Genomic DNA, 25,184 nt, shown 5'->3' with positions numbered 1-25,184 from the left:
AACTTATATAGCGATCCAATTTTTCGTCATCCTAACTATTCTTTTACGGCTCCTAGTACAATACCCTTCACGAAATATCGTTGTAAAAAAGGATAGACCAAAATGATCGGCAGCGTACTGACAAAAATTTGCGCTGCCTTAATGCTCTGTTCAGACATGGCTGCCACTTCAGACTGGCTCATCGCCATATTCTGCATATTGCTCTGCACAACAACGGTCTGTAAGAACGAAGCCAGCGGATACTTACTTGCATCCGACATGTACAATATCCCGTCAAACCAGGAGTTCCAGTGCCCCACCATAATGAACAAGGATACGGTCGCTATGCCAGGCAGAGATAATGGTAAATATATTTTGCTGAGAATTACGAAAAAGGAAGCTCCGTCAATGAAAGCTGCTTCTTCCAAGGCTTTGGGAATCGTTTTGAAAAAATTGACGAGAAGAATCAGATTATAAGCACCAAAAGCGCCCGGTAACACAAGAGCCCAGATGGTATCCTTTAATCCAAGGGCTGTGATCAATATGTAAGAAGGTATCAATCCCCCCGAGAAGAGCATGGTAAAGATAAAAAACCACATGAGCACGTTGCGTCCCCGGAATTCCTTGGACAGGGCATATCCTGCACAGGTAAGAATAAACATGCTGATGGTTGTACCCAATACGGTTCGAGTGATGGATGTCAGCATGGCACCGTTGAAATTAGAATTGTTGAACGTTTTGATATAGGCATCCACATTGAACCCGACCGGCCAAAATGAAACCATATTACCGCTAATGGCCGCTTTGCTGCTGAGCGATTGTGCCAATAGATGAAGTAGTGGAAGAAAACACGCCAGACCCGCCAGTATCATGAACGCGTAATTAAAATATGAGAATACTCTATAACCTGTCGTCTTATGGTACATGATTCATCTCCCTCCTTGTTAGAATATTTTGTAATTGGCATACTTATAGGCCAGCCTGTAAGACATAACGATCAAGATCAAGCTAATCCCCGATTTGAACAGTCCTACAGCGGTTCCGAAGCCGTATTGCCCGTTTAACAAGGATGAACGGTAGACATAGGTGTCAATGATATCTCCCGTACTGTAGACTAGCGGATTGTACAGATTGAAAACCTGATCAAAGCCCGCGTCCAGAATATTGCCCAGACTCAGCGTAGAAATGACGATAATCATAGGCAACATGCTAGGCAAGGTGACGTATCGAATTTGCTGCCGGCGTGTGGCACCATCAATCTCGGCCGCTTCGTAATAAGAAGGATTAATTCCCGCAATGGTCGCCAGATAAACAATCATGCCAAAGCCAAAGCTCTTCCACACATCACTGACCACAACCGTGAACCGAAACAGATCAGGATCACCCAAGAAGTAAATGGGATCGTTGCCGAAAACCCTTGTTAAGATGTGGTTGATTCCCCCGTCTAATCCGAGAATGTCGATCATTAACCCCGCGACCGTGACCCAGGACAAGAAATGCGGCAGATACACCAGAGTCTGTACACTTTTCTTAATGCCCATATTTCGGATCTCACTCAGCAGGATAGCCATGACGATCGGAACGATGATACCAACGATAATTTTAGAAACAGCGATAATTAACGTATTAACAATCGCTTGTGTGGCTTCTTTGTACTGGAAAATTCGTTCGAAATTATCTAACCCGATCCACCGTGAACCTGTGATGCCCAGCCATGGTTTGTAGTCCTGGAATGCCATGAGCAAACCTACCATCGGGCCATAAGAAAAGATGCAGACAAACACAAATGCGGGAATACACAGTACGTACAAAGGCCAGCTTTTCTTGATTTCCTTTTTGAATGAAGTTCGGCGGGGAATCTTTGGTTGTGTTTTTTTTGCAGATCCGACGGGCACAGTCTCGTTAATGTTGCATACCTCCTCTATGTTGGCTCTTCGAAAGTAATCCTCGCAATTAAGCTTAACAAAAGCGCTCTCACTCCAAAATGCCAAAATTTCAAGATCATCACCTCATCCTGAATCAATTTTAAAACGCTTTCATTTATAGCAGATGCTGCCCTTCCGCTTTTCGAAGGTTTGGCTTATATTAAAGTTAATCCGATATGGATTTTTAAACTTCTGCGTTTGCGATATGAAAGGAAACACATATGATCAGAAAAATGTATATGAAGCGATTTATCTATTTCTTTGTTTTTTTTCTGCTGCTGACGTTAAGTTTGTTTTTCGTAATGAACCGATTGAGCTCCAAGACACTTGAAGAAAATCTAATAGGTGCTTCCAAAAACCAGCTTGATTATGTGAAAGGCATTCTGGACGGGATTATATACGAGGCTAATATGTACGGGGTTCAGTATGCGGCAGACAGTGATGTCCGGTTTTATCAGAGGCATGTTATCGAGCTGAGCAATTACGATTCCCAAATGAAGAAAAACGATATCGTTGATCGCTTGCGGCAAACGCTCCTATCCAGTCGATCGATTGAATCAATCGGCATTTATTGGAAGTCTGAAGAAACATTTCTGTCCACCAACAGTACGCCGGAGACGAGACTTCCGTTCAAGGATGTTAATCAACGGGGATGGCAAATCGTCGGCAATAGCTTGTATTACTTTGCCCTCTACCCTTACATCCAAAAATCCGGACAAAATGAACCGACTCAGTACGTGGTTGGTGTAAAGCTGAATACCGATTATTTGAAAAATCTGCTGAAAAAGGCTGTGAACAACGACAGCTCAAACGCTTTTTTTTGGTTTAATTCCCATCAGTTATGGAGTGAGAAAGAAGTCGATAACGATCTGTTGAAAGCGGTTACTGAAATACTTTATCCACAGCCGGAGATCACTTTGAAATATGATTATCACACCAATTCAGACGACTATTATGTTCTTTCCCGATATATTGAATCAATCGACGCCTACCTGATTACATATACACAGACGAATGATTTTCTACAACCGATTGACCGCAACCGTAAAGTTTTTTTTGCCAGCATTTTAGCCGTTTTCACGCTTGGTCTGGTTGTGATCTTTACGTTTTACCGGAACTATTACCGTAATATTCGTTTGTTGGAGCGGAAGTTTTCACAGGTCGAACAAGGCAATCATAATACTCGTATTACCGAAAATACGGATAGAGAGTTTTACAGCCTGTTCAGAAGTTTTAATCATATGGTTACCGAGATCCAGGATCTGTTCGTATCCTTGAAGACTGAAACGGAACTAAGACGAAGTGCGGAACTTCAACAACTCCAGGCTCAGATCAATCCTCATTTTTTGTACAACAGTTTGTTTTTCATTATGTCGGTGGCTCAATTTTCACCTGATTCTGTCATGCGCATGAGCAAACATCTAGCTGAATATTATCGTTATTTAACCAAGTTGGACCGGCATGAAGTCACGCTGGAAAGCGAGCTTCAGTTTGCGGAACATTTCCTGATTATTATGGCTCTTAGCAAAAAAATGGAGTACAGCATTGATCTGCCGCCAGAACTGTCCTCCCTTCCCCTCATGCCGCTGATCATCCAGCCAGTGGTTGAAAATGCGATTCAACATGGAATTGAAGGACAACAAGGTGCCCGTCGGGTGACGATTGATGTAAAACAGACAGAGACTGCGATAACGATCAAGGTCTCCGATGACGGCAAAGGTCTTTCACTGGATGATATCCGCAGCCTGGAGGCTCGGCTTGAGAGTGATACCCCGCCTGAAGGAATTAAAGGCGTAGGTCTCTGGAATGTAAATCAACGTCTGAAAAATACGTACGGCGAACGTAGCGGGTTACATTTTACTACTAATGATTGGGGCGGCTTGTCCGTCCTGTTGCTCATCAGCATTCCCGAGGTGAAAGGAGATAACTAATGCGATTATTAATTGTGGATGACGGACATTATGTCGTTGAATATATGAAGCATTTACTCGATTGGAACACCTTTGGCATTGATCAGATCGAGACGATGACCAATTCGATTGAAGCCCGAGACATGTTGACTCAAAACCATATCGATATTCTGATCACTGACATCCGAATGCCTGAGGTGTCTGGTATTGATCTGCTTCAACATATCCACCAACATAACTTGCCAACCAAAGTGATCATCCTTTCCGGCTACTCTGAGTTCGAATATGCGCAACAAGGAATCCGTTTAGGTGCGCTCGACTACTTGCTCAAACCTGTCGACAAAGATGATGTGGAGAAAGCCATGTCCAAAGCCATCAATAATATTACAAAGACACGGCCTGCTCAATCTGTTGTATGGGAGAACTTCGATGGACTGGGGTATCTGCTTTCCCTTCTTGGTCATAACGAGACATTAAGGAAGCAATATGATGCTTATACTGAATTTTTAGGGCGTCGTCGTATGTGCTGCTTCAAGCTGGAGGGTTTCACACAGGAACATGAGGATGTTATAAAACGTAGAGTCGGAGACAAATTGGATCGTCTCGTTTGGACTGCGGGCACGCGACTGTTCGCTCTTGTTCCGGAAGAAGCTGCTGGGGAACTAACTATCAAACTGGAGCAATCCGTCGTGTCTCCTCCCTTTTCATTGACCGACCGAAACGTCACCCGGCAGATGTTCTACAGGTTCTTTCTTAATGAGGACGTACACTTAGAAGACTTTAATGGCATATTCAACCAATCTCCGTCATGCGGTGATTGGGAGTCGGCCGGAAATATCATTAAAAAATATGATCAAATCCATCTCCATAAACAAAAAATAATCTTTCTCATGGAGACCATTCTATATGTATATCTGACGGACAAGGATCGCGATCCCTCTGAAACCGTGGAGTGGATATTCAACCAGTTACGGCATCCTGATGAACTAGCTTCAACTCTCATTGATCGGGTCAGTCAAATCAGAAACAACAAACAGATGTCCATTCAAACCATCGTTGACAAAGTACAAACGTATATCGAAGAGCATCTGTCACATGGCCTTAGCCTGGATGAACTGGGGAAAGTTGCACATCTCCATCCCGTCTACTTTTCCAAACTGTTTAAACAGGAGACAGGAGAAAATGTGTCAAACTACATTTCCAGGAAGCGGTTAGAGAAGGCTTCTCAATTGCTTCAAGATTCGGAACTCCGTGTAGCCGATATAGCACAGATGGTTGGTTACCGAAAAAATCAATATTTTATCCAGTTGTTCAAAGTGGAATACGGAGTTACGCCCTACCAGTACCGGAGAAATATGATCCATCAATGAGAGCGGTTGAATATGTTACATAAATGATATATCCAATGCAGTACCGAAAAGCCCAACTTCCACTCTTCAGTTTAAAGAGTGAGTTGGGTCTTTGCAGTGCAATTAATGGGTTAGGTCGATCATCTTATCAAAGCAATAGGAATCTCTGTCATAGCCGTTATGCTCATAAAAAGCATGTGCGCTGGTTCGCTTCATTCCGCTACATAAAATAATACTTGATATTCCCCGTTCTTTAGCATAATTTTCAGTCTGTCTTAGTAGTTTTGTACCTATCCCTCTATGTTGCAGATCCCTTTTAACAGCAAGAGCTTGAATATGTAGATAACCAATTGCAACTCCTACAGATAATGACTGTACAATAGTTACAAAACCGATCACATCATTTTCTATCAATGCGACAAATGTTTTGTAATTCCCGGCCTTATTCATCTCTTCCATAGTCACCCGGAAGTTTGCATCATTAACATTACGAATTTCAAGTACATCATTCCATAAAGAAACAACTTCAGCATAATCATCTGATATAATTTCTCGTATTTTAATATTCATACCTAACCCCCTCAAGATAAAATAATCCGACAATCTCCCCTACCCTATTGGTGATAAGGTTCTCCGCACTGTCTGTAACGACAAGTTATAGGGCCAACCTTTGTGGGGGTGACCCTATATGAAAATCTAAATTATTTCAGTTGTCTTCTTCGTTAACGCCTTCATTTCGCTCATATAAAAGCGTTATTTTTTCTTCACGGGTATCCAGATTTCTCCTGAAACATTCCCATGACGTGCCATTCCATAATACATCTCGAAAGTAGGGCCCTCAACCTGTTCGTATTCAGATGTCGGAAACCACTCAGAATAGATTCGTTCCCATAGTTTTTGCATATCACACTGCGGCTCCGGGAAGACCGCCCACGTTAATGTTGGGATAGCAAGTTTTGTGAATCTCTCCGGAATCTCAAGCCCCTTAGGTACATGATAACAGATCATGTATTTGAAAGATTCTTTAGTGTGATCATAAAGGGCGGCGTGTAACATGGTGTCACCAAAACGTCCCAGTAAGTCGTTCATCATATCAACGCTGCCATCATCATCACATTTTATACGGAATAGAGGAACTTCAGAGAACGCTGTTTTCTGGTCTGCATTTATAATTCCATATACTCCAAACATCTCAAAAGAATCTCTTTGCTCAATACGGTAATTCATTTCGACATCCCCTTTTATTGAAATATGAAAGGACATTCGAGGATAGGCTTTTAGAGAAACGCCTGTATCACGCGCGGATATAGGCATAATACCATGAAGATTCTTAAAGGCCCGTGCAAACGCCTCCGGCGAATCATATCCATATTTCATAGCTACATCAATAACCTTTGAGCCTGTTGTCTGCAGTTCGAATGCAGCCAATGTCAACCGTCGACGTCGAATGTACTCCGATAACGTTACGCCAGTAATAAATGGAAACATCCTTTGAAAATGATAGGTAGAGCAACAGGCTCTCTGTGCTATTTCATCATATGAAATAGTGTCCGCTAGATTTGTTTCGATATATTCCATGGCACTATTCATCCTAACCAACCAATCCATCGTATTCCCTCCCTTCAAGGTAATTTTATGGGAAATAAATAATGAATACCTTGCAATTTCTGCACGAAAAAGTCAGTAAAAAAACTTGCTCTTATGGATGATACGGTTCACCGGGTCATCACTGGAGTAATCAAGAACAGAGTAGACATGAGCGAATCATCTGGAAGTAAGACGATTGGACTTGTTTTCCCGGCGTATCTTAATCGGACGCTAGTGCAATCCATGTTGCGAAGTATATCGATAAAAAACTTTCCATTTAGTGATACCACAAATTCTTCCCCACACATCTCTAATAGTGGAATTTCATTCTGAATATCTCCAACATCGGCTGTTTTGGACAATAGTTTTAATGTGTCTTCATTAGCGACTAATCTAATCACTTGTTCACTAGCCATTACAGTTACACATTCAACTGCTTTCAACAAACATGCTGTATCAACTGCGATTTCACACAAATAAGATTGAGGGATTACATTCTTTATCGATGGGAACGTTCCTTCAATAAGAGCAGACTCCACTTTCAGTCCAGTTGTCACGAATTTAACTCGATTATTACTCACTTCAATTTCAGTTGTGTCATCTGTTTTGTTTAATATTTTCGATAATTCATAGAGATTTTTCGCTGGAATAATAGCGTTCAAGCTTTTGTGGGTAGCATCTTCTAAATACAAAGCGCGGTATGCAAGCCGCACTCCATCTGTAGCAATTAGGGTTAAACGATCATTACTGCATTCCAAAGAAACTCCTGTTAATATGGGGCTGGTCTCGGACGTTGATGCTACGATTGCTAGCTGTTTAATAGTCGAACGAAGTAAGGAAGTGTTAATGCGTAGTTTAGTAGAAGGGAACGCCTCTCCATCATCAATGGAAGGGAATTCTGTAGGGTCCATCCCGCATAAACGTAATTGAGAATGACCTGATACAATCGAAAGAATCATTGGCTCTTTAATTTCAAGTATAACTTTGTCATCATTAAATTTACGAATAATATCGTGAAAATAACGCGATGGTATAACGATAGCCCCTGTTCTTTTTACAGTCAGAGAAACACCATCTTGAGCAATCATAGACTGTATCGTCATACTTGTATTACTTGCCGTAAAAGCAACGCCATCTGCACCTGCCTGAATATGTATTCCTTGAAGAATAGGTATTGAACTATTTGCTGCTACTGCCTTTATCACATATTGTATGGCATTCATAAGAGAATTTTTTGTTATCTCTACCAGCAAAGACCTCACCTACCTCGAATAAAGAAATTATTATGAATAGAAGGACTCAATGATGTTACGTATAGCCTCCGAACGAGAAAGTTTATGCTCTGTGCAATGGTTTTCGATTTTTCCCCACATGTCCTCTGTTAGAGTTAAAGATATTTTTTTAGTCACACCTATACTCTTTCTCCCGGAACCTTCTCGCAGACCACCTCTCGAAAAGACAAAACCTAACTGGCCTTCTTTATTAGAGACACCAACTTTAATGTTATTGTTGTTCAATATATAAACCTCCCTTATTTTGATTTAGGTAACCTCATTCAAAAATATCTCTTCTCATTTTATCATGCTCTACATAGATTTACAATATTTTCAAACCGATCACCGAGAACATATAACCCTGACAAAGGGCTGTACCCGGTCATGCTCATGACTCACAGGACAGCCCCAAGAAAATAATTACGTATAGACACCTTTTTTATATACTCAACTGGACTTCGGGAATCGAAGTGTCGCTTCATGTTCGGGAAGAAAGAAGCTTTTGGGGAACGACCACCAAATTTGAGTATTCGGTTGTTGTTCAAATTCGAATTATTATCCATCAATGAGAGCGAATAAATAGCTTCATCAAATTGATATAAAACGGGTTGATCATGTAGCCATTCGGACTTACGGAATATCTCTTACCCGTGTCCAACCGTCGTATTTGTTCCATTTCCTTCTCATTCAACTCAAAGTCGAATGTTTCTTTGTTCTCTTTTATCCTTTGAGGATTCGATGATTTGGGGATGACAATAATTCCGCGTTGCAGATGCCAGCGCAAAATGACTTGCGCAACCGACTTCTGATGGCAAAGGGCAATTGCCGCCAGCTCCGGATGCTCCAGCAGCGCTTTGCTTCCCTGCCCCAACGGTCCCCAAGCCTCATGCAGGATCCGATGCCGAACCATATAATCATGCAATTCGTGTTGCGGAAATTCCGGATGGGTCTCGATTTGATTTACCATCGGTGAAATCCGGGAATGTTTCTTTAGATACTCCAGATGCCGGATCTCGAAATTGGCTACACCTATAATTTTGATTTTACCTGCGTCGTATAACTCTTCCATCGCCTTCCAGGCATTCACGTATTGAGGACCGGCAAAATGAATCAAATACATGTCGAGATATGTTACGTTCAGCTTCTGGCAAGTCTGCTCGAACGCCTTTTTCGTCGCACGGTACCCCAGGTCTGTCGTCCATACCTTGGAGGTAATGAAGAACTCCTCCCTGGGAATGCCGCTGTTTTGGATGAGCCGACCTAGCGCCGCTTCATTACCGTAAATTTTGGCCGTATCGAAATGGCGATAACCCATTCGAATAGCCTCCTCGACTGTCCTCTCGAAGGTCCCCCCGTCTTTGATCTTATATAGGCCGAACCCTAGTTGAGGAATGACCACTCCGTTTGCCGCTGCGACTGTCTGATTCATTCGCAACTCCCCCTCCCCGTGTTTTCTATTTATTGTTCCGATGCTTGTTGTTCGCATTGCGCTAGCAACTTTTCTATTTGGTTCACCAGGTTTTTCAACAATTTCAACTTGCTACCGGAGTCAAGGCTGTAATAGTTGAGAGTTCCTTCTTTACGAACACTTATTATCTGTGATTCTTTCAAGATTTTCAGATGATGTGATACGGTCGGTCGGGAAAGGTGAGTCTTCATCCTGATCTCTCCTACGCGCATGCCGGGTTTTTGCGGCCCTTGAATCAAGGCTATGAGGATGGCTTGCCGGGTTTCGTCTCCGATCGCATTCAACACCTTCTGATTGTTCTTAAATTCGATAGCAATCGTGGTCGCAAGTTCCTGATCCAGGTAAATCATCCCCTTCCATTTAGAACGTGTAATACTTTTGTAGATACAGCCTAACACAATCTCGAATTCGGCTGTACATCGGGAAAGAAATTCAAGAACCTATTTTTCCCATGTCTTAAGAATACATTAGCAAAAGAAGAAGCCACCCCTGATGAATGGAGTGGCTTCTATTAATGGTTGTTATTTTTTAAAAAGGCGTTAAAATTCCAATCAGTTGTTGAAGTAATGAGACTGTTTAAGGTCGGGAATCAGTGGAGGTTGCACTGGCCGCCATCCCATAAGTTCCTGTGTTGCAACGCTTGATCTTGGGAGATCGAGCGCTGCGAGTGTGCTGAGAAAGCCAAAATGGGCATCTGCCTCTTCGCGTGAAATACTGACTACAGGTACGTTCAGCTGCTCACCAATAGCACTCGCGATGTCGCAAAATGGCACTCCTTCATCTGCGACCCCATCTAGTCGTGAACCAGCAGGTGCCTTTTCTAACGCCAGGCAATATAGATGCGCGGCGTCAAGGCGATGTACAGCCGGCCAACGGTTGTTCCCCTCTTCCACATAGGCTGAGAAGCCCTTAGTCTTGGCAATATTGATCAGACTCGGCACAAATCCTGTGTCACCCTCACCGTGTACCGATGGACAAAGCTCTACAATCGATGTACGCACTCCACGCCCTGCCAGCGCTAACACCATGTTCTCCGTTGCCACTCCATTCACATGCGTGGTGATTACGAACGGCTTGCCCGATCCTTCAAGTGCCGCCCCCATCGCTTCTACGGCATGCAGATCTGTTGTGAGTGCTCCAGCGAAGTTCGAGAAGTCGTGATGGAATGCCAGATGAATGACACCATCCGCAGCAGCTGCACCACTACGGAGGCTGTCAAGATCGTTGATGTCACCGCGGTGTACTTCGGCCCCGGACTCTTCTAGTTTCGCAGCACTACTGTCTGAACGCACGAGACCGATGACCTGATGCCCCCTTTCAATAAGTTCACGGGTGACAGCGGAACCAATGTAGCCTGTTGCTCCTGTTACGAAAACGCGCATCATGAAATCCTCCTTAAGTTGCTCACCCTCATTGTATAACTATGATCACCAAGCAATGGGTCCATCCTCATCTGAGAATGTTCCTGTTGGACCACCCGCTCCAATCATCGCCAGCCGGACCGCTTCACGAGCCCCTTGTTCAACACTACGAGTACCAGCAAAATTATTAAGCGCAGTTGATGTGAAGCCTGGACATGCCGCATTGACCTTGATGTTTGTTGATTCAAGCGCAAATGCAAAGGCAAGTGTCACCGCATGAACAGCCGATTTGGATGCCGAATAGGCACCAAACATCGCACGATGCGAGTTTTCCGGAATAGAGTTCCAGCTAAGGGAGCCGCCGGTACTGCCTATGTTGACGATACGTGCTGCCGGGGCCTCCCGCAAAAGTGGCAACATCGCCTGCGTGACAGCAATAACACCAAAAACATTAGTCTCATAAACTGTACGAATATCTTCAAGCGAAGCAACGGTCAAAAGACCACTCGCTGCTCCACCGTTCGGAAATGGTTCACCCGATCTGCCTGCGTGCGAGATCCCCGCATTGTTCACGAGTACATCGAGACGACCAAATTCGTTCCGAATACGTTCTGCAGCAGCAGCGATGGAGTTTTCATCTGTAACGTCGAGCTGGAGAGCGTGTGAATTCAAACCGATGCTTTTTGAGGCAGTTTCTCCATTCTCGAGGCTGCGAGATCCAACGAGCACGGTGAAGCCGTGTTCCGTGAGATCCTTCGCAATTTGAAGGCCGATACCTTTATTAGCCCCAGTGACCAGAGCAACGGGTTTATTTTGCATAGTTATAATCTCCTTTTTTTGTGATTGGTGGGTTCATATGAATTAAGTTGACGCGTCAACCTTGGATCAAATTTAGCACATTGAAGTTGACACGTCAACCATGTTATTATGCTCCTATGGATAAAAATGAACTTAACGAAGAAGAAATGCGAATATGGCATATGTGGAAAGGTTCCTTTCAGACCATCTTCGGTCGCATCGTCAAAGATATGGCCGATCACTCAGGATTGTCAGAGGGTGATTTTGGAGTATTGGACCGATTAGTCCTTTTTGGGGACGGTAGCCTTCGCCAACAGGAATTAGCTGACTCTATGGACTGGGATAAAAGTCGGTTATCTCATCATCTGAAGCGTATGGAAAAACGTGGACTCGTGATGAAAAAACCATTAGACAACGATCGTGGAGTACAAGTCAGTATCACTTCTTCTGGAAAATCAATGTTAGATGATGCCCGTCCCTTCCTCTCCAAGGCAATACGCAAACATTTTTTTGAACAATTAACCGAACAAGATATCGAGTTGATTACTAAACTGGCGGAAAGGACAAACTCAAGCTCTTAGCGTTTTATCTAGCCGTCATCTCGACCACGTTTGTTAAAGGCGAGCTTCTAACAAACGTGGTTTCGGTTTACCGAAATGAAAAGTAACTTGCGGACAGTATGCGCTCTCCCCCACTCAAAACAAAAAAAGCCGCTACTTTAGCGACTTTGAATGATGCTTTATCAACATCAAGAATTGTACGTTGTAATGGGTCAGAAAATCTTCCCCCACTTGAATACTTTACCCACATTGCAATTGAACGGGGCTCCTCTTAGTCTGCACGAAATTTTACTCCAATTCGTAACTACTGTCCTATTACTGTCCTTTTCCTTTTCGTTTAAAAAACATCTTGCCAACCATAAGCCCCATAGCCGATGAACAGATCAGATATCCAAAGAACAAGAATAGTAAATAAACACCATGAAGATCTGGAGGAATCTGTTTCAAACCTTCAAACCAAGCAAAACGAAAAGGATAAAAGATGACTACCCAAATGATCAGCAAGAAAAGAAGAAAATTAATTATTTTTAGCACAATAATGATCCTTTCAAGCCTGAGTGGAAACAGTTGAATGTATATGCTTTCATCTTTCATTTCGCATTACCTTCCACTGTCTGCACTATAATAGTTAGCTTATGTATTAGGGTTAATAGTTGAATCTATAAATAATTACTAATTATAACAGGAAACACTAGGGAGATATCTTATTCTTCAGTCCACGTTAACGTTAAGTGTATAATTCGTGTCTTGCTTTAATTATAGGAAGATGATCGTTACGGCATAAAGAAGCCCTTTCTTTTGTTAGAACAAGCTTCTTTTTGCGGTTCACGATAACACTTTATGCTTACTGGACACCAGGCGCGTTTTCATTCGTAGTTAAGTTCGATCTTTTCTTCTTTCTTGGCTGCCCTTTCCAGGACAGATATGTCCAAATCCGTAGCAGGTACTCGACAGGCCCATTGCTAAATTTCTTAAGATATAGCGGACTGAGCCACAATTGAATGCCGTAGACTGCAAGTGCAATAATCGCTCCGATAAACACGCCAACACTTCCAAACAGTCCCAGGCCATATCCATAGAAAATTGTCGTACAGATTACGCTCTGCATCAGGTAATTCGTCAACGAGAGACGGCCGACCGCCTCGAACCTGTCCATCAGGCTGGAACGGCGGTATCCAGCATACAACAGCGCAAATGCATATATGTATCCCAGCGCAAGCAACGATCCTCCAAGCGTTCCCCCGATACCGATACCGAGCCAACCTTCCGTACCCAATTGTGGCGCCAATACGCCGTATGCTTTGAGTATCAAACCAACTGGAATCAATAACGATGCCCGGCGAAGATACATAGTCCGCATCGTTTGGGGATCGCTAAACGTGCCGATTCTGGCAGCGTGCATGCCGAGCAGGAACATTGGTACTGTCATGAGTGGGGCTAATAGCAGGATCAATAAGGCGAATGTCACCTCCATCTCTCCGCCGAATGGATCGCCGTTATTACTGAAATTCCTTATCTCCGTGTAGCTGCCGCTACCGTATACATCCTGACTTTGAATGATGTAGTTCTCCATATGAATGGATTCAATCGCCAGCGGGTTCATCGGATTAGATGCCGGGAGACCAAGTATCCCCGCTCCTATGAGTAGCAGTACAGCCCAAATGAGCAGCGTTATAGGCTTCCGATTAAGGAACATGAGCAGGAAGAAACCGAGTACGCCATAAAAAGCCAGGATATCCCCTTCCCACAGATAGATGATGTGTAGTAATCCGATTCCAAACAGTAGTAGAAAACGGCGTGCCAGATGACACTTTGGTCGTAAATCTCGTGATTTTAGGCTTTCCGAGAGCTTAACCATTCCAAAGCCAAACATAAATGCAAAAATCGGCATAAAACTGCCCACCACAGTGATCAGCAGGAATGAGAGGAAAGCCTGATCTGCTCCACCGATCCCGAATAATTGGGGTTTGCTCTGGCCATAGATTCCATATTGGAAAGCCAGCATATTTGCCAGCACAATGCCGGCCAGACTGAATCCGCGCAGTCCATCAATGACTTGAACGCGCTTTTTTGATGTGCTCAATCAATCACCTCTGTCTATAACATAAAGATCAGATCTAAATATACGTTAAATCCTTCCATAATTTCAACATAAATTAATAAGTGAACGTTTATATTTTGATTTGCTTTGACGTACCAATAAAACAAAAACAAAAAAAGTCGCTAATTTAGCGACTTTCAGTTTGAATACCTTAAAGAGTGACAATAATCGGACCATTTTTAGTAAGTATAATGGTATGTTCTATTTGAGCTACATAGCTGTTTTTAGTAACAAAGGTCCAGCCATCACCTGTTTGCTCTACTTCTTCTTCTGAAGTTGAGATAAATGGCTCGAATGCAATAACCATGCCTTCTTTTAACAATTCATCATCCGATGGATCATTATAATTATAGATGTGGTCAGGTGCTTCGTGTATTCCACGTCCAACACCATGTCCTGTAAGGTTTTTAATAACCGTTAATTCATGCTGTCTGGCAGTTTGGAATACGGCTTTTCCGATTCCGCTTTTTTTGGAGCCCGGTTTTGCTTTTTTAAGTCCTGCTTCAAATGCCAGTTTAACAACGTCGCATATTTTCGTTAATACTTCTTCACCTTCGCCTACAACAAACGAGAGTCCCGTATCTGCAAAATAACTGTTCTTGGAGCCAGACACATCAATATTGACGATGTCCCCTTCTTGAATAACCCGATCTCCCGGGATACCATGTGCCACTTCTTCATTAACACTAATACAAGTAAATCCCGGGAAATTATATTCACTTTTTGGAGCAGAAACTGCACCAGCTTTCTCAAAAAGCTCTCCTGCCAAATCATCAAGTTCTTTAGTTGTTATGCCCGGGATGGTTCTTTGAACCAATTCATCTCTAATAGAAGCTACAATTTTGCCAATTTCCTTCAAGCCATTAAAATCTTCTTCTGTTTTTGCGATCATTTTTTCTTACCTCACTATCTTTTATCATTAATTGATTACATAAGTATTTTTTTAATCGAACATTAGATAATCATATCCAAAGCAGCAAAGCTTCGCAACTTTTTTATCAAGTTCACAGATCAAAATCCGATAAGTTCAAATACTGTCAGTGAAGTTCCCTTAAAGTTGATAGTATTCCATTAACTCGGATACAACAGCAACAAGTCTGTCCTTCACACGCTGTGGTTCGATGACTTGAATGGATTTCCCATAGGATAGGAGAAAATAGGGGACGTATGTATCAATTGATTTTTCATCAAATAAAAAGATGGCTTGATTAGAAGTCCGCTCTTTCAGATAATGTCCCATAAACCAATGCAGCCCCAAGTCATCCAATGCCTCTGATCGGCCTTCGATAACCAAGGAAATTACCCCCTCTTTGCCCACTACATCAGGTAATAAATTTTGCATAAATAATTCACGAGCAGAAAAAGATTCCGAACGCTTAAAGCGGAGCGGAGTAGGGTTGATTCGCAGAATCCGATCTGCCCGAAAGCTGCGGAACTCATTTCTCAAGTGGCAAAACGCAATGGTATACCATTTATTATTCCAGTAAACCATTCCATAAGGGTCTATTACTCTATTCTTGGGTTGTTCATCACGGCTTCTGCGATAATCAATTTCGACAGAGCAATCATTAGCCACGGCTTGCTCCAATTCCGCCAAGATCGGCTGAACGGATGGATCTCCCATGCGATTGATAACGTTAAACCCTGCTAAATGACGACGAAGTGTGTTTTCCTGATCCTGATTTGAATACATTCTCAATTTGGATGTTGCATTGTCCAATGCCTCACTCAAAGGGTATCCAGCTTCTTTTGCAAACACAGCAGCTTGGAGAAGTGCCTTTTTTTCTTCAATATCAAATAACAGAGGTGCTTTGATATGCTGATTCAGCAAGCTATACCCGCCGTTGTGACCTGTATCGGAAATAATCGGTACTCCACTGGTGCATAATGCATCAATATATCGATATACGGTTCTTATATTGATTTCTAACTTTTCGGACATCTGTTTTGCAGTTACCTTGCTGCCTGAATTCAGCATCCATAGAATGGCTAACATATTATCGTTCTTTGGCATAACCTACATCCTCATCTTCAATTCATTATTGGATATCACTACATTATATCAGTACAGCATTTTTACATAAAACAACTGCGTTGGGCGATACTACCTAGAAATATATTCTCCGGTTTGGAGCGAAGTCCAATGAAGCAATCCACAACTAATATTAATACCTCCGAGGTCATTATTGTAGTTATCAATTCAATACTCGGAGCTGGAATTCTAACACTCCCTCGCACAATTAGTAAAGCAGTAGGAACACCAGATGTATGGATTGCTGTTATTTTATCAGGATTAATTGTAACCACAATCAGCATTCTCCTTGTAACCTTGTGTCGTAGATTCCCCGGTAAAACGGTGTTCGAATTTATACCCGAAATCACAGGTCAATGGATTGCTTATCTATTGGGACTTTTAATTATCGTGTATTTTGTTGTTCTTTGTTCATTCGAAGTCAGAGTCATGGCCGAAATTACAAGTATGTACATCCTTGAGCGCACGCCTAGTTGGGTTACCATCATGGTTAGTTTATGGATTGGTATCTATATGTTAACAGGTGGTCTAAAAATCATCATCCGAGTTTTTTCCATTGTGTTGCCCGTTACGCTTGTGTTGCTAGCACTGGTTTTCCTTTTAAGCAGCAAGATGTTTGAACTTAATAACCTCAGACCACTCCTGGGCGATGGATTCATGCCTGTGTTGAAGGGTCTTAAACCTTCGTGTCTCTCCTATTCTGGATATGAAGTTTTACTCATCATCACAGCTTACATGGTGGACGTGAAAGCGAGCAATAAAGCTGCTATATACAGCATACTTATTTGCACGATTATCTATTTGATCACGATTGTCACCGTTGTAGGGAATTTATCTTTGCCAGGAATTCAAACACGGATGTGGCCAACGTTCGATATGGTTCGAAGTTTTGAAATTGAGGGGTTTCTTTTTGAGCGTTATGAATCACTGTTTATTGTATTTTGGCTGATGCAGATCTTTGCAACGTATGCTTTTAAACACTATTTTGCGGCAATCGGGATCCGAGATTTGTTTCGTCTCAAAAATATTACGAGCATACAATTCGCGATGTTGCCAGTCTTATATGTAATTGCTTACTTGCCCAAAAACCTGGAGGAAACATTAGCTTTAGGTGATTTTCTTGCAATATCTCCATTTTTTTATTTGGCTTGTTACCACTGCTACTGCTGATCATTAGTTTTGTTCGTAAAAAAGGTGGGAAGCAGGCTTCTAGTGAAGCCATAAAGGTAGGCTAAATAGTGAGTTCTTCTTATAGTTGCTCAGGAGAACCTTTTGGTTCTCCTGGCTCAAAGTGCATAAAATGAGTTTCAATAGCGAAACGAAAGGATGTTTCTCGAACATCAAATTTTCGTAATATGACTTGCTGTGGCTTCATCCGTAATGAGCATATTAATATATCCACCCCGCAAAGCAGCCAGTATGCAGTCTATTTTGTGCAAACCAAAGGCCATGCCTACCACCGTTTTAGTCTTCTTTAACTGCTCCAGTCCAAGGCCAATGACTCTATGATTAATGGGATGCTCGGTGATTGTACCTTCACGAGTAATAAACACAGAATTAATATCCGCTACCGTGTGAAGTGCCTTTAATTCAGTTAACACTTGCTCATTAAGATAACCCGATCGTTCCATCGTTGACATGGAATACGGATTTCCGATCCCCACCAGCGCTAGATTGATATTCTCCCCCTCTTTAAGAACGGCCGAAATATTAGGCATGCCAACAATCTGCTCCCTTAACTCTTCTGTTTCCACAACGGCCGGAGCATATAACGTATCACAGGTTACGCCCATTTTTTTGGATAACTCATAGGCGATCTGATTAGAGTGCATTTCATTGCGCGAATTCCCTGTTCCACCCACCAGTGGAATAATTTTGACATTCTCTTTTTTCTCCAAAGGGAACTCTCGCACCATATGATAGAGCGTATTCCCCCATGAGACACCCACACGGTCACCGTTTTTAATCAATTTTTGGACAAATTGAGCGGCAGCCTTGCCTACAGCACTCGACAACAATTCTTTATTCAGATCCTTGGTTGGAACGACCAACACCTGTTTGAGGTTAAATAAGTCTTCTAGTTTTTTCTCCAACTTGGACGTTTCGTAATCATCATCATGAATGACAATCTCAATAATGCCCTCTTCCTTCGCACGTTGCAGCATCTTGGAGATGACTGGCCTGGATACACCTAACTTCTCCGCAATCTTTTCCTGTGTCCAGGATTCATAATAATACATCTTACAGACTCTTATCATATTTTTGCGTTCGTCTATATTCACATATAAGTCCGCCTTTGACGTTTAAATTTCCCTTCTTACACATTTCCCACTATAAAATGGGATTCGCGGCGGAGTCAAGCCAGGATAACTTTGCCAAAAGCAGTTTTACAAAAGATTGACTTTCGGTTGACACGAGAGAAACAAACCCTTTTTACAATTGTAACTGTACGGAACATTTGTAAAGAATGCAGATTAAGACAGACAGAGGTGCAAAGATGAATGTGAAGATATTAGGTTACTGGGGTGGTTATCCCGCCGCTGGCGGAGCAACTGCGGGATACCTTGTAACCACAGATGAAGGGCAGATTTTGTTGGACTGTGGCAGTGGCGTTATGAGTAAGCTCCCCACCGAGACATGCGTGGAAGATCTATCAGGTGTTATTTTGTCTCACTTGCACCATGATCATATCGCCGATCTGGGAGTCCTTCAATATGCTGCAGCGGGTGCGATCCGCAATGGTCGCATGTTGAATAAACTGAAGCTGTATGCACCGGATAATCCAGTGGATATTCTGAATGGTCTATATGGTGAACATACCGAGGTCATCTCGATTGATCCTTCATCCAAAATTCAGCTTGCTGGTGCAGAAATCGAATTTGTTCAGGTGCAGCATACCATTACCTGTTACGCCGTTAAGATCACATATCAAGGCAAGGTGCTGGTGTATTCCGGTGATACCTCGTACTGTGATTCTCTTATCGAACTTGCTCGTGATGCAGACATCTTTCTATGTGAGGCTACCATCTGTGAAGGCAGCGTACACACAACTGGCCAAGGACATATGAATGCACTTCAGGCAGGCATGATTGCTGGTCAGGCTAACGTCAAGCAGCTCGTCCTTGTCCATCTTCCCGGAGATGGCGATCTGGAGTTCATGCGGGATGAAGCAAGTCGCTCTTTCCAAGGGCCTGTGGATATACCCGAACCACTTCGTATGTATGTTGTGTAAGTTAATCGATCCGGGAGGAATATGTTCATGTACAGATTGTTAGCCCTTGATCTGGACGGTACGATGCTCAATCCAGATAAAATAATAACACCTTTGACACGAAGTTCCATCCAACAATTAATCTCAGCGGAAGTGAAGGTCACGATTGCATCTGGACGATTTCCCGCTTCCGTATGGTCACACGCTAGGGAAGTCTCCATGAATTTTCCACTGGTAGCACTAAACGGTGCCGTGACGGTAGATCCCTTGACTGGACAACTGCTTGATGGCGTTGCATTGAAAATAGAAGATATGCTGTTCATGTTGGATGTCATCCAGCAAGAAGAAGCCTACATCCATTTCTATGGATACAATGTACTCTATGTTCAAGAGATTAATGATATCAATAGGAACTGGGCCATCAACAATAGGGTCAACAGACCGGAATTGGATTCTTTCGAAAAACGTGATGAACTTGATGCTATAGAGGCTGATCTTATTCGCTTCGTTGAAGTCGGAAAAGATTTCAGAACCTTTGTAAACCAGATGCCAGGCATGCTGTTCAAAGCAGCCGTGATCTGTACAGACCACGACTCACGCGAAAACCTGTTTCGTACCCTTGAAGAATCAGGGTTATTCCAATGTACACGAACGGGAAGTTTGCGGTTTGATGTTAATTCAGCCGAAGTCAGTAAACGAGGCGCACTGGAACGTTTATGTCATGAACATCAAATCGAACGCGAGCAGGTAGCTGCAGCCGGAGACTATGATAATGATCTGGACATGCTGCAATGGGCAGGATTAGGAATCGCCATGGGAAATGCAGAGCTTCATGTGAAGGAAATCGCTAATGTTGTCACTGGCAGCAACACTGAAGATGGTGTTGCGCAGGCAATCCATACGTTCTTACTCTAATCTATCAGCTAGACACCAAAGGAGAGATTATCTGTGATTCCATTCAAAAAGTCGTTACTACTGCCCCTTTTGGCAGGCATGATTGTATTCAGCGGTTGTTCTGCACAGGGACAAGCCACGACAGATCAAGATAGTTCAGGCGCAGCTTCGAGCACAGTCTCAGGTAAGCTTTCATTCTATACATCCCAACCAGAAGAAGATGCAGGCAAACTGGTAAAGGCGTTTAACGATAAATATCCTGATGTTCAAGTCAGCATCTTCCGTTCCGGAACCGAAGAAGTCACTGCCAAGCTTCAGGCAGAGCGTCAAGCGGGTAAAACTCAGGCGGATGTACTCCTGCTGGCCGATGCAGTTACCTTTGAAAATCTGAAAAAAGATGACCTTCTACAATCGTACAAGTCCCCAGAGCTAAGTGAAATCCCGACAGATCTGGTTGATCCGGACGGTATGTACGCCGGTACGAAGGTTATGGCAACGGTACTCGCTACCAACACCCAAAAAGTCACTACTCAACCGACATCTTGGCAAGTGCTGACCCTGCCGGACAGTAAGGACGCAAGTATTATGCCGAGTCCCTTATATTCTGGTGCAGCAGCATACAACATCGGTGTGTTTAGTCGAACAGATGGGTTTGGATGGGATTTTCTACAGGAAACCAAGATGAATGGCATGGCCGTGATTAAAGGAAATGGTGCCGTGATGAAAGCTGTTGCCAGCGGTGAAAAATCATATGGCGTCGTTGTGGATTACCTCGTAGCGCGCGAAAAAGCGAAAGGTTCTCCAGTTGAACTGATCTATCCAGAAGAAGGTGTTCCCATCATTACAGAACCGATCGGGATTATGAAAGAAGCTGCCAACGTACCGGCTTCTCAAGCCTTTGTAGATTTCATTCTCTCTGAAGAGGGCCAGAAGTTGTCTGCCGAGATCGGTTACTCCCCTATTCGTGAAGGGATTGCCCCACCTGAAGGATTGAAAAGTGTATCAGAAATGAAGATTTTGCCTGGCGATGCGGCCAAACTTGCAGTGGATCGTGAAACAGATAAACAGCAATTCATTAATGTGTTTGGCGAGTAAGGATTGGAGCTGTCTGAATGGAGAAATTGAAGAGAAACATGATCATTCTTAGGGGACAAGATAACGAGCGCAAGTCCGGTTTCTCCCTCCCCAGCCTGTTTCGTTGGAATCGATTGATCGCCCTGGTGGGTGCTATAGCTGTTCTATTATTCTTTGTGTACCCCATCCTGAAGCTGGTTCTTCTCAGCTTTCAGGGTGAGCAAGGGTTAACGTTATCACATTATAACGAATTGCTTCAGCAGGAGCGTTTCTGGTCCACATTACGCAATACTGTATATATCGTCATCGGTTCAACTGTGTTCTCACTCGTGATTGGAACTGCATTGGCCTGGGTCGTCGCCTATACGGATATACGACACAAATCAGCCCTTCATATGGGAATCATGCTTTGTTTTATTCTTCCCTCTTATGTTCTCACGTTGTCCTGGTCTTCATTTACCGGGTCACAGAGCTGGCTCGCACATCTGCTGCAATGGATTCATCCCGATCTGGCTCCTTGGAGCATGTACAGTATGGGCGGCATCGTGTTTGTGATGGGTATTCATCATTTTCCGTTGGTGTATATGTTCACTTTGGATGTACTCCGCAAAATCCCGCGTGATCTGGAGTGGGCGGCCAGAGCTGGTGGTGCCAGCAGGATCGAGGTCTTCCGTCGTATTACACTGCCTCTTGCTCTTCCGGGTCTCACGGCGGGCGGATTGCTGGTTTTTCTGGCTTCGCTGGACAATTTCGGAATACCTGCCTTCCTGGGCACACCTGTGAATATTTCCGTTCTCAGTACACTTATATATGAAGAGATTATTGGATTCGGCCCTTCGGCATTTGCCCGTGGTGCATCGTTATCTGTACTACTCGGTGCTGCTGCGGTAATCGGCAGTCTGTTGCAGTGGATTCTTTTACGTAAAAGTCATGCTTCGGATACGATGCAACCTGATCTTACCCCAAGGTATAATTTGGGTCGCATGCGCAAGCCGCTGACCTTCTCCATATGGGCAGGTCTCGCACTGATTACAATTATTCCGTTGTCTTCAATGATCTCGATGTCTTTAAAAAGAGCGTATGGTCTCGGGCTGACTCGTGCCAATATGACCCTGGACAATTATAGATATATTCTCTTCGAGAATGAGCGTGTATGGCAGGCGATCCAGAACAGCCTTGTCCTCTCTCTAGTCACGATGCTGGCTTGTCTGATTATTGGTTCAGGATTTGCTTATATACGAGTTCGGAAGCCTAATCAATTCAATAAAATGGCCGAACTGGCCACTGCTGTTCCCTATACACTACCCGGCATTGTGTTCGCACTGTCCATGATTCTGGTATGGATGGAGCCGGTTCCCGGCTGGAACCCTGGCATCTATGGCACCATGACCATTTTGTTTATTGCCTACATCTGCCGATTCCTTATTCTTCAGATCCGTTCAAGTGTCACTTCATTCATGCAGTTGGATGCATCCATGGAAGAAGCCGCGCGGATATCCGGAGCCGGTTTCTGGCGTAAATGGACTGCTGTTCTGCTGCCCTTACTGCTGCCGGGTATTCTGACCGGAGGTATGTTGGTCTTCCTGACTGCCCTGACCGAGCTTACTGTATCGGCATTGTTATATTCATCAGGTTCACAGACCATTGGTGTTACCATATTTAGTTTTGAACAGGCAGGAGATACTCTCTATTCAACTGCATTGTCCAGTCTGATTGTCGCACTTATTGCGGCAGGCGGCGTAATTTTGCTCATCGCTCAACGTTGGGCAACTCGTAAGGGAGTGAAGTCATGAGTATCCAGATTCAACAGGTCAGCAAATCCTTCGGAAGTTACCAGGCACTTCATTCCATTGATTTAACGATTAAGGATGGCGAATTCGTCGCGATCCTTGGACCGTCAGGCTGTGGAAAAACCACATTGCTGCGCATCCTTGCCGGATTTGAGCAGCCAAGCAGTGGTAATGTACTCATGGACGGCAAGGTAGTTGCAGGTTCAGGGACATTGCTACCTCCGGAGAAACGCAGAATTGGCATGGTGTTCCAGTCCTTCGCACTTTGGCCGCATATGAATGTTTCCGAACATGTCCGTTTTCCCATTAGAACACATAAATCAACACCTCCTCATATTAAAAATAACGAGCAGAACCGCATTCAGGAAGTCCTGAATATGTCTGGACTGTCCCATCTGGCTGAACGTATGCCGCATGAGCTATCCGGAGGGCAAAAACAACGCGTCGCTATTGCACGCGCCATCGCTCCCCAGCCCTCATTGCTGCTGATGGATGAACCACTCAGCAGTCTGGATGCCATGCTTCGCATGGATATGCGGCGTGAGATTCAACAAGTACATCGGAATACGAAATCAGCCGTAGTTTATGTTACGCATGATCAGGGCGAAGCCCTTGCCATGGCTGACCGAATTATCGTGATGAAGGATGGGCGTATTGAACAGGCTGGCACGCCGCAGGAGATTTATTTACGGCCTGAGACCGAATTCGTGGCGAGGTTTGTATCGAAGTCGAATTTGGTCAAAGGTCACTGGGATGCAGATATGTTCGTCCCTGAAGGCGGTACGAATATTGCTTGGCCTGGCAAGCATGTTGCACACTATTTTAAATCCAACGGGTTGTACCCCGTTAGACCCGATGAGTTCCATTTACAACCTTCCAGTGAAGCTGGAATAATGGGCGAGATCGCCAATGTTCAGTTTCAAGGGAAAGAATTTCACTATGATATTCGTAGTGATACGAAACGTTGGGAAGTCATCTCCCCTCTTCCTTTCGCCCTGAATGAACAAGTAAGTTTGAGTCTTTCTTCCGTCGGCGGTGAAGGAGTGTGACGTTATGACTCAAAGCCCAAAACTGATTTTCTTTGACATTGATGGTACGCTGCTCGACCGCCATAATCGAATTCCCGCTTCCGCGAAACAAGCCGTTCTTGCGTTAAAGCAAGCCGGACATGTGGTCGCTTTAGCTTCAGGGCGATCTCCTTTTATGTTGGAACAGGTTCGGCTTGAACTGGAGCTGGAGTCTTATGTTAGTTTCAATGGACAATATGTGATGCATCAAGGAGAACTCATTCACAGTAATCCCATCTGTTCGGAAGCTTTGGAGCAATTGTCTTCATTCGCTGAGTTGTCGGGACATCCTCTCGTTTATCTGGATCATTCACAGATGAGCTGCAGTCAGGAATATCATCCGCATGTAGACCTTTGTCTAACTTCGCTTGGTGTCACGTATCCTGGGTTTAGCAAAAGCTTTTGTACAAATAGACTCATCTATCAGACGATGTTATTCTGCTCACCAGAAGAGGAAACGGTATACCGTGAAAGGTTTCGTGATCTCCACTTTGTACGCTGGCATCCGTTGTCCATGGACGTTCTGCCCGCCGGAGGCTCCAAAGCCGAAGGGGTTTCCCGACTCGCAGACCGCTTGGGATTCTCCCCTGAACAGGTGTATGCTTTTGGCGATAACTTCAATGATCTGGAGATGTTCCGTTATGCAGGCTGCAGCATTGCCATGGGCAACTCCCCGCATTCTCTACAACAACTGGCGTCTCATGTTACAGCAAGTGCGGAGCAGGACGGGATCTGGCATGGTCTGAAATGGGCTGGATTGTTGTAAAGAAAAAACAAGTAGCAGACCTCTTCTCCTTGTAGCAA

General features: G+C 43.8%; 25 protein-coding genes. 10 read left to right on the top strand and 15 right to left on the bottom strand.

Annotated elements, in window-relative coordinates:
* Positions 1-35: 35 nt before the first annotated feature.
* The gene (locus AC4E8D_RS16010) at positions 36-905 is read right to left on the bottom strand and encodes a carbohydrate ABC transporter permease (RefSeq protein ID WP_047843039.1); all 870 of its coding nucleotides are present in this window, start codon (positions 903-905) and stop codon (positions 36-38) included.
* A gap of 18 nt (positions 906-923) precedes the next feature.
* Entirely contained in the window at positions 924-1,808 is an 885-nt protein-coding gene (locus tag AC4E8D_RS16005; RefSeq protein WP_449004815.1) for an ABC transporter permease, read from the bottom strand.
* Between the two features lie 317 nt (positions 1,809-2,125).
* Here AC4E8D_RS16005 and AC4E8D_RS16000 point away from each other — a divergent pair, with 317 nt between their 5' ends.
* Positions 2,126-3,835 (top strand): sensor histidine kinase, encoded by a 1,710-nt coding sequence (locus AC4E8D_RS16000; protein WP_486095170.1) that lies wholly within the window; start codon positions 2,126-2,128, stop codon positions 3,833-3,835.
* On the top strand, positions 3,835-5,184 hold the full coding sequence (locus tag AC4E8D_RS15995) for a response regulator (RefSeq protein WP_490204926.1): 1,350 nt from the start codon (positions 3,835-3,837) through the stop codon (positions 5,182-5,184). The genes AC4E8D_RS16000 and AC4E8D_RS15995 overlap by 1 nt, the downstream gene beginning before the upstream one ends.
* Positions 5,185-5,286: 102 nt before the next feature.
* On the opposite strand, the gene AC4E8D_RS15990 is transcribed toward AC4E8D_RS15995, so the two are convergent.
* From AC4E8D_RS15990 to AC4E8D_RS15955, 8 genes are all read right to left on the bottom strand, one after another.
* A complete protein-coding gene (locus AC4E8D_RS15990; RefSeq protein WP_221821182.1) occupies positions 5,287-5,733 on the bottom strand; it encodes a GNAT family N-acetyltransferase in 447 nt (148 codons plus the stop codon).
* Positions 5,734-5,916: 183 nt separating this feature from the next.
* Positions 5,917-6,771: an AraC family transcriptional regulator gene (locus AC4E8D_RS15985; protein ID WP_221821181.1), complete on the bottom strand. Its 855-nt coding sequence runs from the start codon at positions 6,769-6,771 to the stop codon at positions 5,917-5,919.
* Between the two features lie 107 nt (positions 6,772-6,878).
* A complete protein-coding gene (gene dnaN, locus AC4E8D_RS15980) occupies positions 6,879-8,012 on the bottom strand; it encodes a DNA polymerase III subunit beta (protein ID WP_313771452.1) in 1,134 nt (377 codons plus the stop codon).
* 21 nt (positions 8,013-8,033) lie between these two features.
* A complete protein-coding gene (locus AC4E8D_RS15975; protein ID WP_221821179.1) occupies positions 8,034-8,267 on the bottom strand; it encodes a ribbon-helix-helix domain-containing protein in 234 nt (77 codons plus the stop codon).
* A gap of 319 nt (positions 8,268-8,586) precedes the next feature.
* A complete protein-coding gene (locus AC4E8D_RS15970) occupies positions 8,587-9,453 on the bottom strand; it encodes an aldo/keto reductase (RefSeq protein WP_490204925.1) in 867 nt (288 codons plus the stop codon).
* Positions 9,454-9,482: 29 nt separating this feature from the next.
* The gene (locus tag AC4E8D_RS15965; protein ID WP_490204924.1) at positions 9,483-9,842 is read right to left on the bottom strand and encodes an ArsR/SmtB family transcription factor; all 360 of its coding nucleotides are present in this window, start codon (positions 9,840-9,842) and stop codon (positions 9,483-9,485) included.
* A 201-nt stretch (positions 9,843-10,043) separates the two neighbouring features.
* The gene (locus tag AC4E8D_RS15960) at positions 10,044-10,874 is read right to left on the bottom strand and encodes an SDR family oxidoreductase (RefSeq protein ID WP_490206489.1); all 831 of its coding nucleotides are present in this window, start codon (positions 10,872-10,874) and stop codon (positions 10,044-10,046) included.
* Positions 10,875-10,919: 45 nt separating this feature from the next.
* Positions 10,920-11,672 (bottom strand): SDR family oxidoreductase, encoded by a 753-nt coding sequence (locus AC4E8D_RS15955; protein ID WP_490204923.1) that lies wholly within the window; start codon positions 11,670-11,672, stop codon positions 10,920-10,922.
* 116 nt (positions 11,673-11,788) lie between these two features.
* On the opposite strand from AC4E8D_RS15955, the gene AC4E8D_RS15950 reads away from it, so the two are divergent.
* On the top strand, positions 11,789-12,232 hold the full coding sequence (locus AC4E8D_RS15950) for a MarR family winged helix-turn-helix transcriptional regulator (protein ID WP_101313823.1): 444 nt from the start codon (positions 11,789-11,791) through the stop codon (positions 12,230-12,232).
* Positions 12,233-12,526: 294 nt separating this feature from the next.
* Here AC4E8D_RS15950 and AC4E8D_RS15945 read toward each other — a convergent pair whose 3' ends face one another.
* The 4 genes from AC4E8D_RS15945 to AC4E8D_RS15930 all read right to left on the bottom strand — a co-directional run bounded on the left by AC4E8D_RS15945 (position 12,527) and on the right by AC4E8D_RS15930 (position 16,326).
* Positions 12,527-12,805 carry a hypothetical protein gene (locus tag AC4E8D_RS15945; protein WP_221821175.1) on the bottom strand — a complete coding sequence of 93 codons (279 nt, stop codon included), beginning with the start codon at positions 12,803-12,805 and terminating at the stop codon, positions 12,527-12,529.
* Positions 12,806-13,055: 250 nt separating this feature from the next.
* Entirely contained in the window at positions 13,056-14,294 is a 1,239-nt protein-coding gene (locus tag AC4E8D_RS15940; protein WP_490204922.1) for a DUF418 domain-containing protein, read from the bottom strand.
* 169 nt (positions 14,295-14,463) lie between these two features.
* The gene (gene map, locus AC4E8D_RS15935) at positions 14,464-15,204 is read right to left on the bottom strand and encodes a type I methionyl aminopeptidase (RefSeq protein ID WP_490204921.1); all 741 of its coding nucleotides are present in this window, start codon (positions 15,202-15,204) and stop codon (positions 14,464-14,466) included.
* Positions 15,205-15,363: 159 nt separating this feature from the next.
* On the bottom strand, positions 15,364-16,326 hold the full coding sequence (locus AC4E8D_RS15930; RefSeq protein WP_221821172.1) for a helix-turn-helix transcriptional regulator: 963 nt from the start codon (positions 16,324-16,326) through the stop codon (positions 15,364-15,366).
* 129 nt (positions 16,327-16,455) lie between these two features.
* Between AC4E8D_RS15930 and AC4E8D_RS15925 the strand changes: the two genes are divergently transcribed.
* Entirely contained in the window at positions 16,456-17,514 is a 1,059-nt protein-coding gene (locus AC4E8D_RS15925; protein ID WP_490204920.1) for a GerAB/ArcD/ProY family transporter, read from the top strand.
* Between the two features lie 170 nt (positions 17,515-17,684).
* Here the strand turns inward: AC4E8D_RS15925 and AC4E8D_RS15920 are convergent, their stop codons facing one another.
* Positions 17,685-18,584 carry a sugar-binding transcriptional regulator gene (locus tag AC4E8D_RS15920; protein WP_490204919.1) on the bottom strand — a complete coding sequence of 300 codons (900 nt, stop codon included), beginning with the start codon at positions 18,582-18,584 and terminating at the stop codon, positions 17,685-17,687.
* Between the two features lie 257 nt (positions 18,585-18,841).
* On the opposite strand from AC4E8D_RS15920, the gene AC4E8D_RS15915 reads away from it, so the two are divergent.
* The 6 genes from AC4E8D_RS15915 to AC4E8D_RS15890 are packed head-to-tail and all read left to right on the top strand — an operon-like array spanning position 18,842 to position 25,146.
* A complete protein-coding gene (locus AC4E8D_RS15915) occupies positions 18,842-19,576 on the top strand; it encodes an MBL fold metallo-hydrolase (RefSeq protein WP_076210898.1) in 735 nt (244 codons plus the stop codon).
* Positions 19,577-19,603: 27 nt separating this feature from the next.
* The gene (locus AC4E8D_RS15910) at positions 19,604-20,470 is read left to right on the top strand and encodes a Cof-type HAD-IIB family hydrolase (RefSeq protein WP_490204918.1); all 867 of its coding nucleotides are present in this window, start codon (positions 19,604-19,606) and stop codon (positions 20,468-20,470) included.
* Between the two features lie 33 nt (positions 20,471-20,503).
* Positions 20,504-21,544 (top strand): ABC transporter substrate-binding protein, encoded by a 1,041-nt coding sequence (locus tag AC4E8D_RS15905; protein ID WP_490204917.1) that lies wholly within the window; start codon positions 20,504-20,506, stop codon positions 21,542-21,544.
* A gap of 17 nt (positions 21,545-21,561) precedes the next feature.
* Entirely contained in the window at positions 21,562-23,316 is a 1,755-nt protein-coding gene (locus tag AC4E8D_RS15900) for an ABC transporter permease (protein WP_490204916.1), read from the top strand.
* Positions 23,313-24,362 (top strand): ABC transporter ATP-binding protein, encoded by a 1,050-nt coding sequence (locus AC4E8D_RS15895; protein WP_221821167.1) that lies wholly within the window; start codon positions 23,313-23,315, stop codon positions 24,360-24,362. The genes AC4E8D_RS15900 and AC4E8D_RS15895 overlap by 4 nt, the downstream gene beginning before the upstream one ends.
* Positions 24,363-24,366: 4 nt before the next feature.
* Complete coding sequence (locus AC4E8D_RS15890) at positions 24,367-25,146, top strand: Cof-type HAD-IIB family hydrolase (protein WP_490204915.1); 780 nt, start codon at positions 24,367-24,369, stop codon at positions 25,144-25,146.
* Positions 25,147-25,184: the final 38 nt, after the last annotated feature.

The sequence above is a fragment of the Paenibacillus sp. SRL342 genome (assembly GCF_984798905.1).
The sequence above is the reverse complement of the archived record's forward strand: the minus strand, read 5'-3'. Positions and strand labels throughout refer to the sequence as shown.

Bases quoted from the DNA above. Each gene is read 5' to 3' on its own strand.
- AC4E8D_RS16010 (WP_047843039.1), bottom strand. From the start codon at position 905: ATGTACCATAAGACGACAGGTTATAGAGTATTCTCATATTTTAATTAC.
- AC4E8D_RS16000 (WP_486095170.1), top strand. From the start codon at position 2,126: ATGATCAGAAAAATGTATATGAAGCGATTTATCTATTTCTTTGTTTTT.
- AC4E8D_RS15995 (WP_490204926.1), top strand. From the start codon at position 3,835: ATGCGATTATTAATTGTGGATGACGGACATTATGTCGTTGAATATATG.
- AC4E8D_RS15990 (WP_221821182.1), bottom strand. From the start codon at position 5,733: ATGAATATTAAAATACGAGAAATTATATCAGATGATTATGCTGAAGTT.
- AC4E8D_RS15985 (WP_221821181.1), bottom strand. From the start codon at position 6,771: ATGGATTGGTTGGTTAGGATGAATAGTGCCATGGAATATATCGAAACA.
- AC4E8D_RS15970 (WP_490204925.1), bottom strand. From the start codon at position 9,453: ATGAATCAGACAGTCGCAGCGGCAAACGGAGTGGTCATTCCTCAACTA.
- AC4E8D_RS15965 (WP_490204924.1), bottom strand. From the start codon at position 9,842: ATGATTTACCTGGATCAGGAACTTGCGACCACGATTGCTATCGAATTT.
- AC4E8D_RS15960 (WP_490206489.1), bottom strand. From the start codon at position 10,874: ATGCGCGTTTTCGTAACAGGAGCAACAGGCTACATTGGTTCCGCTGTC.
- AC4E8D_RS15955 (WP_490204923.1), bottom strand. From the start codon at position 11,672: ATGCAAAATAAACCCGTTGCTCTGGTCACTGGGGCTAATAAAGGTATC.
- AC4E8D_RS15950 (WP_101313823.1), top strand. From the start codon at position 11,789: ATGGATAAAAATGAACTTAACGAAGAAGAAATGCGAATATGGCATATG.
- AC4E8D_RS15945 (WP_221821175.1), bottom strand. From the start codon at position 12,805: ATGAAAGATGAAAGCATATACATTCAACTGTTTCCACTCAGGCTTGAA.
- map (WP_490204921.1), bottom strand. From the start codon at position 15,204: ATGATCGCAAAAACAGAAGAAGATTTTAATGGCTTGAAGGAAATTGGC.
- AC4E8D_RS15930 (WP_221821172.1), bottom strand. From the start codon at position 16,326: ATGCCAAAGAACGATAATATGTTAGCCATTCTATGGATGCTGAATTCA.
- AC4E8D_RS15925 (WP_490204920.1), top strand. From the start codon at position 16,456: ATGAAGCAATCCACAACTAATATTAATACCTCCGAGGTCATTATTGTA.
- AC4E8D_RS15920 (WP_490204919.1), bottom strand. From the start codon at position 18,584: ATGTATTATTATGAATCCTGGACACAGGAAAAGATTGCGGAGAAGTTA.
- AC4E8D_RS15915 (WP_076210898.1), top strand. From the start codon at position 18,842: ATGAATGTGAAGATATTAGGTTACTGGGGTGGTTATCCCGCCGCTGGC.
- AC4E8D_RS15910 (WP_490204918.1), top strand. From the start codon at position 19,604: ATGTACAGATTGTTAGCCCTTGATCTGGACGGTACGATGCTCAATCCA.
- AC4E8D_RS15900 (WP_490204916.1), top strand. From the start codon at position 21,562: ATGGAGAAATTGAAGAGAAACATGATCATTCTTAGGGGACAAGATAAC.
- AC4E8D_RS15895 (WP_221821167.1), top strand. From the start codon at position 23,313: ATGAGTATCCAGATTCAACAGGTCAGCAAATCCTTCGGAAGTTACCAG.
- AC4E8D_RS15890 (WP_490204915.1), top strand. From the start codon at position 24,367: ATGACTCAAAGCCCAAAACTGATTTTCTTTGACATTGATGGTACGCTG.